The organism is Streptosporangium minutum, assembly GCF_002149035.1.
In the GTDB taxonomy this organism is placed as follows: Bacteria; Actinomycetota; Actinomycetes; order Streptosporangiales; family Streptosporangiaceae; genus Streptosporangium; species Streptosporangium minutum.
In genome coordinates this window covers 1-13,043 of sequence record NZ_NGFP01000261.1, presented here as the reverse complement: position 1 = coordinate 13,043, position 13,043 = coordinate 1, and the positions used below count along the sequence as shown (strand labels likewise).

Sequence of the window (13,043 nt, the reverse complement as noted above, 5' to 3'; positions counted from 1 at the left end):
GGCCTGGCGTCGGACCGGGGAGGCGAGCGTCGCGCCCATCAGGTGGCTGACGAGCTCCTCGGCGGTGGGACGCCGTGACGGGTCCTTGGACAGGCAYGCGGCGACGAGCAGGCGCAACTGCCCCTCCAGGCCGCCCAGCTCGGGCTCCATGGTCAGGATCCGGTTCATCACCACGGCGATGGAGTCCGCGCCGAACGCGGGCCTCCCCGTCGCGGCGAAGACCATCGTGACGCCCCAGGCGAAGACGTCCGCGGCGGCCGTCACCTCGCCCTCGCTGAGCTGCTCGGGGGCCAGGTAGGACGGCGTTCCCATCGCCATCCCGGTCGCGGTCATCCCGGGGGAGTCCAGCGCCCTGGCGATGCCGAAGTCGATCACCACCGGGCCCTCCGGGCCCATCAGCACGTTCGCCGGCTTGAAGTCGCGGTGCAGGATCCCCGCGCGGTGGATCGCCGACAGGGCGGTGGCCGTACTGATCGCGAGCCGTTCGAGCGCGGCGCCGCGGCGCGGGCCCTCCTTGTCGACGAGCTGGCGCAGGGAGAGGCCCGGCACGTACTCGCTCACGATGTACGGCTGGCTGCCCGCGAGGTCGGCGTGGAGCACCGGGGCGGTGCAGAACCGGGCCACCCGCTGGGCGACCGAGACCTCCCGCAGGAACCGCGTCCGGGCGTCGGGATCGGACGCCAGCCCATGGTGGAGGAGTTTGACCGCGACCTGCTCGCCCGCCGGCCCCTGCCCCAGGTAGACGACCCCCTGGCCGCCTTCCCCGAGCCGGCCGGTCAGCTCGAACGGTCCCAGCCGCTGAGGATCCTCCGCCGACAGCGGCTGCACCACGATGACCCCCCGACAAAGCATGCAAATTGGGTTATGTGGTGTAGAACGCTACCAGTGTGGGCAGTGAGACGGGCGATCTACTGAGGTCCGCCCCCTCCGCCGGGGCGGACCTCAGCAGATCAGCGATCAGATGGCCTTGCCCGGATTGAGGATGCCGAGGGGGTCGAAGACCTGCTTGATCCCGTGGTGGATCTCCTCGGTGAGCGGTCCGGCCTCCAGGGAGAGCCAGCGCCGCTTCAGCAGCCCGACGCCGTGCTCGCCGGTGAGCGTGCCCCCCATCTCCAGGGTCTCCCGGAAGACCTCGTCGGCGGCCGCCCACACGTTGGGCGGCGGTTCGGCCAGGCCGTGGTCGAAGATGAAGATCGGATGCAGGTTGCCGTCGCCCGCGTGGGCCACCGTGGCGATCAGCGCGTCGTACTTCACCGCGATGGCCTCGATCTTCTCGATCATGTACGGCAGCGCCGAGCGCGGCACGCACACGTCCTCCACCAGGCACTTGCCGAGCCGTTCCTTGGCCTGGTAGGCCATCCGCCGCACCCCGATCAGCTCCTCGGCCTCCTGCGGGGACGAGGAGACCGCCACGAAGGGGGAGCCGTTCGCGGTGCACAGCTCCGCCATGCGCCCGGAGACCGCCGCCGCGTCCGCCGCGTCCGACTGCGCGATCAGCATCGCCTGGGTGGACTCCTCCAGCCCGATGTTCCGCCAGTCGTCGATGGCCTTGAGCGTGGTCCGGTCGAGCATCTCCAGCAGTGACGGCTGGCACCCCGCGGCGATGATCGCCGCGACCGCGCGCGCCGCGTCCCTGAGGGAGGTGAACTCGGCCGCGATCGTCGCCGGATAGACGGCGGGCGCCCGGCGCAGCCGTACGGTGGCCGCGGTGATCACACCGAGCGTCCCCTCCGAGCCGACGAACAGGCCGGTCAGGTCATAGCCCGTCACGCCCTTGACCGTGCGCCTGCCGGTGTTCAGGACCCGCCCGTCCGCCAGCACGACCTCCAGGCCCAGCGCCGAGTCGCGGGTCACGCCGTACTTGACGCACCGCAGGCCACCCGCGTTGGTGGCCAGGTTGCCGCCGATCGTGGAGATCTCGTAGGAGGACGGGTCGGGCGCGTACATCAGCCCGTACTCGCGGGCCGCCCGGTCCAGGTCCGCGGTGATGAGGCCGGGCTCCACCACCGCGATCTCGTCGGCGGGGGAGAGCTCCCTGATCGCCGTCATCTTGTGCAGTGCCAGGACGACGCCTCCCTCGATCGCCGTCGCTCCGCCGGCCAGCCCCGTGCCTGCGCCCCGGGGCACCACCGGCACCCGGTGCTCGCTCGCCCATCTGAGGGTGGCGACGACGTCGTCGCGGGTTTCGGCCAGCACGACGGCCAGCGGCCTGCCCGGTTCGAGGAAGGTCCGGTCCCGCGCGTAGGAGTCGGTCACATCGGGGTCCGTCAGCACCTTCTCCGGTGCGAGTGCAGCGACAAGTTCGGCGATAGCGGTCACAGTGGGACTTTACGGCCTACGGCCCGTACGGGTGGCAGAGGGCCGCCGGCCGTGACGGCCGCGCCCGGGTGCCCTGGAAGACCGGAGTCCGGAACGCCCGGCGTCCCATCTGGAGACCGAAGGGGAAAATTAGGTAAAAGAACAGTTCTGTACCTGCTTGAGACGCTCTGCGAGGGGTGTCCATTCTGTGGAAGCCGGGCAGAGGCTTGACAAGGTGGACGGATGGGAGAAGTCCCGCCGTGTCCGGCTGACGCCAACGGGAGGGAGCCGGCTGTGACCACAGTGCAGCAGCGGCCCACGCTTGTGCCTACCGCCAGGGGATCGAAGCTCGCGTCGTGGCTGTCCTCGACCGACCACAAGGTCATCGGATATCTCTACCTGATCTCTTCGTTCGTGTTCTTCCTGATCGCCGGCGTCATGGCCATGGTCATCCGGGCCGAGCTGGCCCAGCCCGGACTTCAGGTGGTCAACCCGCAGCAGTACAACCAGCTGTTCACCATGCACGGAACCCTGATGCTGCTGCTGTTCGCCACGCCGCTGTTCGCCGGATTCGCCAACGTGATCATGCCGTTGCAGATCGGCGCGCCCGACGTCGCCTTCCCGCGCCTGAACATGGTGAGCTTCTGGCTCTTCCTGTTCGGCGGGATCATCACGCTCAGCGGCTTCGCCACCGACGGGGGCGCCGCCGACTTCGGGTGGACGGGATACACGCCGCTGTCGGTTTCGACCTTCTCCCCGCAGTACGGCGGCGACCTCTGGGTCGCCGGCCTGGTGATGGCGGGCCTCGGCACGATCCTCGGCTCGGTCAACTTCATCACCACGATCATCTGCATGCGCGCCCCCGGCATGACCATGTTCCGGATGCCGATCTTCACCTGGAACGTGCTGCTTACCGGCGTGCTCGTGCTGATGGCCTTCCCGGTGCTCGCCGCCGCCCTGCTCGCCCTGGAGGCCGACCGCAAGTTCGGCACGCACATCTACGCGCCCGAGACCGGCGGCCCGATCCTCTGGCAGCACCTGTTCTGGTTCTTCGGCCATCCCGAGGTCTACGTCGTCGCGCTGCCGTTCTTCGGGATCGTCACCGAGGTCATCCCGGTCTTCAGCCGCAAACCGATCTTCGGCTACATCGGTCTCGTCGGCGCGACCATCGCCATCGCGGGTCTGTCGATGACGGTGTGGGCGCACCACATGTTCGCCACCGGCCAGGTGCTGCTGCCGTTCTTCTCGTTCATGACGTTCCTCATCGCGATCCCGACCGGGGTGAAGTTCTTCAACTGGACCGGCACCATGTGGCGCGGGCACATCGCCCTCCACACCCCGATGCTGTTCGCCGTCGGATTCCTGGTCACCTTCCTGTTCGGCGGGCTGACCGGCATCATCCTGGCCTCGCCGCCACTGGACTTCCAGGTGACCGACTCCTATTTCGTGGTCGCCCACTTCCACTACGTGCTGTTCGGCACCGTGGTGTTCGCCATGTTCGCGGGCTTCTACTTCTGGTGGCCCAAGATGACCGGCAAGATGCTCAACGACACCATCGGCAAGGTGCACTTCTGGCTGCTGTTCATCGGCTTCCACACCACCTTCCTGGTCCAGCACTGGCTCGGCGCCGAGGGCATGCCGCGCCGCTACGCCGACTACAGCGCGATCGACGGCTTCACCGGCCTGAACCTGATCTCCTCGATCGGGGCCTTCATCCTCGGCGCCTCCACGCTGCCGTTCCTCTACAACGTGTGGGTGACCAGCCGGCACGCGCCGAGGGTCACCAGCGACGACCCGTGGGGCTTCGGCAACTCCCTGGAGTGGGCGACCTCCTGCCCGCCGCCGCGGCACAACTTCGTCACGTTGCCGCGCATCCGGTCCGAGCGCCCGGCCTTCGACCTGCACCACCCCCGGGCGGAGGCCCAGCCGCGCCAGCTCGACCCGACCGCGCCCTCCGAAGAGATCTGAAGGCGTCCCTGTCCCGCCGCCCGGCGCCCGTTCGGCGCTCATCAGGCGTCCCGGGGATATGGCCGGAGGCATAAGACGGGGTTATACATCCGCGTTATGCATTCCGTCCCGCGCGGCGTCGCATGCCCGGCCCATTTCGCGTCCACGGTGATGTGCCCGTCCGCCTCGCGGCCCGGCTCCACCGCCTGACCTGCCATGGAGCGGTCGCCGACGGTGTTGGAGTGGAAATCATCACCATTTTCTAACAAACAACCATTTATTGCAGTTTGACAACATCATTTGGCGGCTTTACTGCCGCTTTACCTTCTCGTCTAACGTCCCGCTCGGCGCGTGCATCAGGCGCGCCGGGGACGTCCGCGCCCGGCGAACCCGGGCAGGGAGGGTATGCGTTGTCCAGCAGAGGCAGAGGCGTCGGCAAACGCCTTCTCGCGATAGTGCCCGTGGTCGGCCTGGCCGCCACGGGACTGGCAATGGGCGGTACGTCGGCGGATGCCGACACCTCGGCCGCGCGGTATCAGCCGACCGCGGCCGACTACTACATCAACTACACGCCTCCGAGGGACGAGCCGCAGGTCGACGACCCGGCCACGCCCAACGCCAAGGCGCGCAAGGTCAGCCCGTCCAAGAAGATCCAGCAGAAGTTCTCCGGTGGCAACCCCACCGCCGCGCGGGTGCTGGCCGCCCGCGAGGCCGAGGCGATCCGGACCGGGCTCAACCCCGCCGACTTCCTGTTCAAGAAGGCGAAGACCACCACGTCGGCCAAGCTGCTCACCTTGCTGGTGGAGTTCGACGACAAGGCCAACGACGACTTCTCCGGTTTCGTCCGCCCGCCGGACGCGCGGAGCGAGGACCCCGCCGAGTGCGTCACCGAGCCGCCGGGCACGCTGCTCAACGGCCCGCTGCACAACAAGATCCCCGACCCCGCGTCGCTGCCCGGCAAGGACAACAACAGCTTCTGGGTGCCGGACTTCAGCCCCGAGCACTTCAACAAGATGCTCTACAGCAAGGAAGGCATCACCCAGCGCGTCCGCCCCGACCTGACCGACCCCCGGGACGGGCGCAAGGGCATCGACATCTCCAAGCACACCATGAAGAACATGTACGAGGAGATGTCCAAGGGCGCCTACACGGTCTCCGGGCAGGCGAGCCCGTGGATCAAGGTCCCGCACTCCGAGGCCTACTACGGCGCGCGCGCCTGCGGCAAGGAGATCCAGGACATGACCGGCCACCCGAGCAACCCGCTCGGCCCCGGCCAGCTCGCCATCGACGCGGTGAACACCCTGGCCGCCGGCGACCCGAACTTCCCCTGGGCCGACTACGACGTCGAGGACGTCGCCGACTCCGACGGCGACGGCAACTTCGCCGAGCCGGACGGGGTGGTCGACCACCTCGTGCTGGTCCACGCCGGCAAGGACAAGTCCTCCGACGGCGGCGCCGAGGGCCCCTACGCGATCTGGGCGCACTCCAGCGCGGTCGCGGGCGGCTACCAGGTCCCCGGCAAGAGCGTGAAGATCTCCAACTACATCGTGCAGCCGGAGGACTCCGGCGTCGGCGTCTTCGCCCACGAGTACGGCCACGACCTCGGCCTGCCGGACCTCTACGACACCAGCGGCCAGGCCTCCTCGGCCGTCGACTTCTGGGACCTGATGTCCAGCGGCTCGCACAGCGGTCCGATCTTCCAGTCGATGCCGACCCACATGGGTCTGTGGGACAAGTGGATCCTCGGCTGGGCCAACCCCAAGGTCTTCAACCCCGGCGACCGCGCCCGCGCGGTGACGGTGGGCCAGACCTCGCGCACGCCCAAGCTGACCGAGGACGGTCTCCGGGTTAACCTGACCAGCGCGCCGCTGGCGATGGTCGAGCCGCACAGCGGCACCAAGACGCTCTGGTCCAACCTCGACCAGGAGTGGGCCGACGCCAAGATCACCCGTGACGTCCAGGTGCCCGCCGGGACCGACGTGAAGTTCTGGCTCTGGAACAACTACGAGATCGAGGAGGACTGGGACTTCGGCTTCGTCGAGGTCTCCGTCGACGGCGGCGCGACCTACACCCAGCAGAAGGTCTACACCGAGGGCGGCGCCCTGGTCTCCACCGACGACGGCTACCCGGACCCGAACAAGAACCTCGTCAAGTTCGGCAACAAGAAGTACGGCCTCACCGGCAACACCAACGGCTGGCGGCACGACTACGTCGACCTGGCCCCGTTCGCCGGCAAGACCGTCAAGCTCCGGCTGACCTACAACACCGACGCGGCCTTCTCCCCGCGCGGCTGGCACGCCGACGACTTCGCCCTCACCAACGGCGCCCAGACCGTCTGGAGCGACGACGTCGAAGGCGGCCTCAACGGCTGGACGCCGAGCGGTGGCACCTTCACCAACACCCACGGCCAGGGCTGGGTCGTCAACGACGGCCAGCGTGAGGTCTCGCGGTTCTACCTCGCCGAGTGGCGCAACTTCGACGGCTTCGACAAGGGCCTGCAGCACGCCTACGACACCAACTACTCCCGTGACGGGGCGTGGAAGGTCGAGAAGTTCAAGTACAACGCCCCGGGCCTGCTGGTCTGGTACCGCGACTCGACCTTCACCAACAACTCGCTGATCAACAACCTCGAACTGCCGCCGAGCATCGGCTCCAAGGGCAGCCTGATGATCGTCGACTCGCACTACGAGCCGCTCCGCCGTACCGGTGTGGCGGCGGAGAAGGACGGCGAGCTCAGGGACAACCTGCAGGGACGCGTCCAGACCGGCAACGCGGCCTTCTCCTTCGGCAAGACCTACCCCTTCACCGAGTGCGTGGAGGCCGCGGGCGAGCCGTTCAGCGAGTACTGCACCAAGATCGGCGCCCAGCGCGGGGTTCCGGAGTTCACCGACGCCAAGACCTGGTATCCGGGCATGGAGGTCCGTAACGGGGCGCTCGGCTACCGCGACTTCGACGCCTCGGTGGTCGTCCCGTCCAAGGGCGACCAGCCCTACAGCACCCGGGTCGTCAACGTCGACGGCACTCCGGCCACCGAGCTGTACGGCACCGACCTCGGCGGCGGCCACGTCCTCGGCACCGGCAACCCCGGGGACGAGGGCAAGGCGCTGGGCGTGAAGTTCCAGCTGCTCACCCCCCTCCCGGGCAACCTCGGCGCGGTCGTCTACGTGACCCCGCCCAAGAAGTAGTCCCGGTCCGCCGGCCGCGGCTCCCTCCGTGAGGGAGACGCCGCCGGCGGATCGACCGGAACGACGGCGGCCCCGTGATCACACATGTGATCACGGGGCCGCCGTCATGATCGCGCCGCGGCCGGATCGCCGGCGCCGCCGTGTCCCGGAGAGGGACGGGCCGATCCCGTCCCTCATGGGCGGGACGGCGCGCCCGGACCCGGTGCGACGGCCGTGCCCTCCGCCTGCCGAGTGGCGCGGCCGGTCCGCCGGCAGTGCCCCACCGGCGGATCGGCCCTACGATTTGCAGGGAACACCCGATCGAAGAGGGGCAGTGTGGGAGAGCTTCGCAGCAAGTCCGAGCACACCGAGGCCGTCCGGACCGGACGCCGGATCTGCGTGGTGGTCAACACGCGGTCGCGCCGTGGCCGCCGCCTCTACCCCGAGGTGGTCCGCACACTCCGGGCCGAGGGCTTCGAGCCGATCCGCCTGTACCCCCTGGACGATCCCAGGCGCCTCCGTGCCACGCTGGAGGCGGCCCTGGACGCCAAGCCGGACCTGCTCGTCGTGGGCGGCGGCGACGGCACCCTCAGCGCCGCCGTCAAGCACGTCGCCCACCGCGACGTCGCCCTCGGCGTGCTGCCACTGGGGACCACCAACAACTTCGCCCGCAGCCTCGGCCTCCCGCTCGACCTGCCCGGCGCGATCCGGGTGTTCCACACCGGCAAGGTCGCCGACATCGACCTGGGGATCGCCGGCGACCGGGAGTTCGCCAACCTGGCCAGCTTCGGCGTCTCCGTCGAGGTGGCCGGCAAGGTCAAGCCCTGGCTCAAGCGCCTCCTCGGCCGTGCGGCCTACCCGCTCACCGCCCTGACGATCCTCCCCCACCACCAGCCGTTCCGCGCCTTCATCACGGTGGACGGCCACCGCCACGAGCTGCTCACCCACCAGCTCAACATCGCCAACGGCCGCTTCCACGGCGGCTGGCAGGTGGCCAAGGACATCAGCATCGACAACGGCCGGCTGGTCGCCTACCAGCTCGGCTCGGGCAAGCGCCTGAGGCTGCTGGTGGAGACCCTCACGCGGGCCACCACCGGCCGCTGGAGCAGCCTGGCGGGCGGCCCCTTCGTGGTCGGCCGGGAGATGCTGCTGGAGACCGAGCCCCCGATGGCCGCCGACGTCGACGGCGAGGTCCGCCTGATGACCCCCATCACGATCCGGACCGTCCCCAACGGCCTGCGGGTGATGGTCCCCGACCACTTCGTCGACTCCTGACCTGGTTCCCGCGCCCCGGCGCCCGGCCCCTGATTGGGGCCGGGTCTGAGGGGTAGGCGGTCATCCTGAGGGGTTGGAGGAGACATGGCATCTCTGGTGGACCGTATCCGGAGCTATCTGAGCAGCCCGCAGGGGCGGAGAAACGTCGAGAAGGCCAAGACGATGGCCCGTGACCCGCGCAACCAGCGCAGGCTGCGGGAGTTCATGAACCGCTTCCGCTCCGGCGGCTCCAGGCACTAGGCGAGCGGCCCGCGGCCCCGGGACGCTCCGCCGTCCCGGGGCCGCGGGCCGCCTTTCACGGCTGTCGCCCGGACAAGCGCCGGAATCTGTTCCGGAGCCTGTCGAGCAGGAGGGGCTCCGGCTCCGTGGCGAGTCCCTCGCGTGCCCGGCGCAGGGCGCCCAGCGCCTCCACCGCGTCCGGCCGTTTGGCGGGCGAGTGATCGCGCATGCGCCGCAGCAGCTCCATCACCTCCGCCGGGACGCCGTCCGCGGAGGTCTCGGCGTCCGGACTGGCGGGGGGCAGCCGGCCGGTCAGCAGATGGAAGGCGATCACCCCGGCCGCGTACACGTCCGACGCGGCCGTCATCCGCTCGGGCCTGCCCTGGCACTCGGGGGCCACGTAATGGGTGTCGAGGACGTTGGGGAGCTCGTTGGCCACGGTGTGCGCCCGGGGGCCCGGCTTGGCGTAGTCGAAGCCGGTCAGCATCGCCCGGCCGTCCTCGGTCACCAGGACGCAGGCCGGGCTGAGCGCCCGGTGGATGACCTTGTTGGCGTGGACGTGGGCCAGCCCCACCAGCATGTCGTCGATCAGGTCGAGCATCGCGCCGGTGGACAGCGATCGCTGTGAGGCGGTGAGGTGCAGGTGCAGCGCCTGGCCGTGCACGTCGTCGAGGACCAGCACGAACCGGCTCTCGTCGTCGATCGCGAAGAAGTCGCGTGAACGCACGACGCACGGATGCGGAGGGATCCGGGTGAGTGACTGGTAGGCGTTGGCGATCAGCCGCCGCTCGGCCGCACGCGGCTCCTCCTCGGCCAGCGGGTCGGCCCGGTACACCCGCAGCAGGACCGTCTCACTCCCCGGGACCGTCGCGTTGATCGCGCGGTACTCCGTCACCCGGTTGTCCCCGCCGAGCTGCTCCTCCACCTCCCAGTTGCCGAACCGCGGCGGCGCTGTGGAGCGCCGCACGGCGCCGTTCAGCGCCTCGATGATCGCGGTGCGGTACGGCCTCACGTCCGTCGTGTAGCCGCGCCTGACACGGGAGGCGTCGCTCAGCGCGCCGACCAGGCCGGGCAGGTCGGTGACGTGCCGCGAGTCACGGCCGGCCGGGTCCACCAGCTCGGCGTCGGGACCGGTCAGCGTGACGACGCTGTCGACGTAGACCCGCTCCAGCTCACGGCGCTCCTGGGTGAGCAGCCCCTTGAGCGCGCGCCCGTTGCCGCGCAGCTTGGCGACCGGGGAGCCGAAGGCGTCCCGCCGTGCGGGGAACCAACGCGTCCCGGCCACCTCGATCCGGCCGCGCGTGCCCTTGACGTCGATGAGGCAGAGCGAGTGACCGGTCAGGACGATCACGTCGACCTCGAAGCTGTCGTCGCCGCGCGGTACCTCGATGTTGTGCAGCAGCAGCCAGTCACCGGGGGCGTTGTCCCGCAGATGGGCGATGACCCGCCGCTCGGCATCGTTGACCGGGCGTCCGCCACCGACGATCTGTGCCATCTCTCGCGCGCCGCCCTTCTCACCGTGCATCGAAGTAGGGCAAGGGTCTCATGCTCACGTGTATCTCTACTTTTCCGCCACTCTGACGGGCCCGGAGTATCCATGATCATGACACATCCCCGGCTAGGGAGAGGGGAGCGAAACGTCGTAACAGCATGATCGGAAACGAGGGCGCGGCATGGAGGTCCGCCGCCTTCCGGCGGCACGGCACGGGCGACCCGGCCGCCGGACGCCGGACCGGGCCGGCCGAACGGCTGGACGGCCCGGCCCGGCCGTACGCGCGGAGCCCCGGAACGGCCGGGGGGCCGGTGACGGGTACGCTCGGCTGCCATGGAATCCATGGAGATCGCCGCGGGGAGGCTTCACCTCCGGCCGTGGCATCCGGCCGACGCCGAGGTCGTGGTGGAGGCGCTGAACGACCCGGAGATCCGCAGATGGGCACCCACCCCCATGGCCGCCGATCCGGACGGGAAGGCATGGATCACCGGCCAGATCGCGGGGTGGGCCGACGACTCGTCGTTCGCGTTCGCGATCACGGACGCGACGACCGGCCAGGTACTGGGGCACATCAGGGTCAAGTCCGTCGTCGACGGGGCCGGAGAGGTCGGCTACTGGGTCCTGCCCGCGGCCCGCGGCAAGGGCGTGGCCGCTCACGCGCTGGACGCGGTCGCGCGGTGGGCGTTCGCCTGCCTGGAGCTGTCCCGGCTGGACCTGCTGCACGCCGCCGCGAACACCGCCTCCTGCAGGGTCGCGCAGAAGAGCGGGTTCGCGCTGGCCAGGCTTCTCGACGAACCGTCCTGGGACGGGGGAGAGGAGACCGTCGAGGTCCATCTCCACGCGCTCTCGCACAGATGATCTAGCCTGTCCGCCGCCGTCCGCACCGGCACAACGGACGGAACGCACGACGAGCCGCGCGAGGAGTCCGCCCCTCGCCCGCGCGGGTGCCGTCGCCGTGAGCCGGAGGTTTGCCTTGGTGGGAGAGGGTAGCGCCTTCTCCAGTAGGGACCTGCAGGGAGGAGGCAGCCATGACCGGCAGTCCGAAGGACGCTCTGTCCACGGCCGAACTGATCCGGCAGATGTCGGAGGAGGTCTCACGCCTCGTCAGAGACGAGCTACGCCTGGCCAAACTGGAGCTCTCCGAAAAGGGGAGGCACGCGGGGATCGGTGCGGGCCTGTTCGGCGGGGCGGGCGTCGTGGCCCTGTACGGGGGCGGCGCTCTGGTGGCCGCCGTGATCCTGCTCCTCGCCCTGGCGATGCCGGCGTGGGCCGCCGCGGCGATCGTGGGCGTGGTGCTGCTGGCCGTGGCCGCCGTTCTCGGGTTCCTGGGCAAGCGTCAGGTGACCGAGGCCGTTCCGCCGGCGCCTGAGCGGACCATCGAGAGCCTCAAGCACGACATCGACGCGGTGAAGGAGAGGGCACACCGATGACTGAGACAGACCCGGGCAGTCCTGACTTCGAACCCGGAGAGGCCGGGACCACCGGCTCCCGCCGGAAGGGGGTCGGTGAGCCCGTGACACCCGACGAGAGGGAGTCGCTGAACATCCCGCCGAACGCGCCGGACATGGCGGAGGCTCCGCCGGCCGTCAGTGACGGGACGCCCACCACGGACCTCGGCGGCCCGCCGTCCAGCCGTGACGGGACGCCCCACCTGGCGAACGGCGCCGACGCCGCCAGAGCCGACGCCGGGACCGGGGCGGGGAACACGGTCGCGGACCGGACCGGCACGGGTGGCGCCGGGGGAACCGGCGGCGGCGGTGCCGGCGGTGCCGGTGCCGGCAGGACGGACACGGGCGTGACGGGCGAGGAAGCAAGCGTGACAGGCAAGGAATCCGTGCGGCGGGACATCGAGAGGGACCGTCGCGAACTAGGTGACACTGTGGAGGCTTTGGTGCACAAGACCGACGTGAAGAGCCGCGTCCAGGAGACCGCCACTCAGGTGGGCGAGGACATCCGCCGGGTGGGAGCGGCCACCGCCGGCACCGCGACCGGGATGGTGAGCCGGGTCAAGGAGGCGGCCCCCGAGATGGTCGGGCGGATGAAGGAGGCGGCCCCTGAGATGGTCGGGCGGATGAAGGAGGCGGCCCCCGAGGTCGTGGGCCGGGTCAAGGAGATGACCCCCGTCGAGCTCAAGGACGCGGCGGGCAAGGTCTCGGCCGAGGCGGGCAAGCGTCCCGTCCTGGCCTTCGCCACGGTGGCCGCGCTCGCCCTGGTCGTCTTCCGGATGCTGCGGCGGGGCAAGAAGAAGTAGGCGGGCGCCCTCCGGGAGGCCGTCCGAGGCCCTTCCATCCGGGGAGCGCCGGGAACGCGGGAGTACCGGGAACGCCGGGAAACCGGGAGAACCGGAAAGCGCCGGGAGCGCCGGGAGGACCGGAAAGCGCCAGGAGCGCCGGGAGAGCTGGGAGACCTGGAAAACGCCGGAAGTACCGGRAGGGCCGGAAGCGCCGGGAGGGCAGGGAGGGCCGGGCGACGCTGTCGCCCGGCCCTCCCGCTGCGCCCGGCGTGGCTGCGGCGGCTGAATCTCCCCTGAGCACGATCCGCGGCGGGCAGGCGGGGCGGTCAGGACGGGGCGCTGCAGGCGGGGGGTTCGTGATGGCCGATGGCAGGAGTGTCGCAGGTCGCCAGCTCCCAGTGGCTGACTTCCGGGG

Annotated in this window: 10 protein-coding genes; 7 read left to right on the top strand and 3 right to left on the bottom strand. The window is 70.1% G+C overall.

Features of this window, described 5'->3' with window-relative positions; all coding sequences use genetic code 11:
- Together CA984_RS36720 and CA984_RS36715 are read right to left on the bottom strand one after the other, a co-directional pair.
- Positions 1–852: serine/threonine-protein kinase (locus CA984_RS36720; RefSeq protein ID WP_133061883.1), on the bottom strand; the 852-nt coding region annotated here is incomplete at its 3' end.
- A gap of 105 nt (positions 853–957) precedes the next feature.
- On the bottom strand, positions 958–2,319 hold the full coding sequence (locus tag CA984_RS36715) for an FAD-binding oxidoreductase (RefSeq protein WP_086578002.1): 1,362 nt from the start codon (positions 2,317–2,319) through the stop codon (positions 958–960).
- Between the two features lie 222 nt (positions 2,320–2,541).
- Between CA984_RS36715 and ctaD the strand changes: the two genes are divergently transcribed.
- The 4 genes from ctaD (at position 2,542) to CA984_RS46670 (ending at position 8,924) form a co-directional block, all read left to right on the top strand.
- Positions 2,542–4,266, top strand: a complete 1,725-nt coding sequence (gene ctaD, locus CA984_RS36710; RefSeq protein WP_423229351.1) for an aa3-type cytochrome oxidase subunit I — start codon at positions 2,542–2,544, stop codon at positions 4,264–4,266.
- Between the two features lie 389 nt (positions 4,267–4,655).
- Positions 4,656–7,430: an immune inhibitor A domain-containing protein gene (locus tag CA984_RS36705; RefSeq protein ID WP_086578000.1), complete on the top strand. Its 2,775-nt coding sequence runs from the start codon at positions 4,656–4,658 to the stop codon at positions 7,428–7,430.
- Positions 7,431–7,745: 315 nt separating this feature from the next.
- Positions 7,746–8,684, top strand: a complete 939-nt coding sequence (locus tag CA984_RS36700; protein ID WP_086577999.1) for a diacylglycerol/lipid kinase family protein — start codon at positions 7,746–7,748, stop codon at positions 8,682–8,684.
- Positions 8,685–8,768: 84 nt separating this feature from the next.
- Positions 8,769–8,924, top strand: a complete 156-nt coding sequence (locus tag CA984_RS46670) for a hypothetical protein (protein WP_156056206.1) — start codon at positions 8,769–8,771, stop codon at positions 8,922–8,924.
- A gap of 55 nt (positions 8,925–8,979) precedes the next feature.
- Here CA984_RS46670 and mads6 read toward each other — a convergent pair whose 3' ends face one another.
- Positions 8,980–10,428, bottom strand: a complete 1,449-nt coding sequence (mads6, locus tag CA984_RS36695) for a methylation-associated defense system protein kinase MAD6 (protein ID WP_242676377.1) — start codon at positions 10,426–10,428, stop codon at positions 8,980–8,982.
- Between the two features lie 300 nt (positions 10,429–10,728).
- Here mads6 and CA984_RS36690 point away from each other — a divergent pair, with 300 nt between their 5' ends.
- The 3 genes from CA984_RS36690 to CA984_RS36680 all read left to right on the top strand — a co-directional run bounded on the left by CA984_RS36690 (position 10,729) and on the right by CA984_RS36680 (position 12,646).
- Entirely contained in the window at positions 10,729–11,253 is a 525-nt protein-coding gene (locus CA984_RS36690; RefSeq protein ID WP_086577998.1) for a GNAT family N-acetyltransferase, read from the top strand.
- Positions 11,254–11,423: 170 nt separating this feature from the next.
- Positions 11,424–11,825, top strand: a complete 402-nt coding sequence (locus tag CA984_RS36685) for a phage holin family protein (protein ID WP_086577997.1) — start codon at positions 11,424–11,426, stop codon at positions 11,823–11,825.
- Positions 11,822–12,646 carry a DUF3618 domain-containing protein gene (locus tag CA984_RS36680; RefSeq protein WP_086577996.1) on the top strand — a complete coding sequence of 275 codons (825 nt, stop codon included), beginning with the start codon at positions 11,822–11,824 and terminating at the stop codon, positions 12,644–12,646. Before CA984_RS36685 ends, CA984_RS36680 begins: the two co-directional genes overlap by 4 nt.
- Positions 12,647–13,043: the final 397 nt, after the last annotated feature.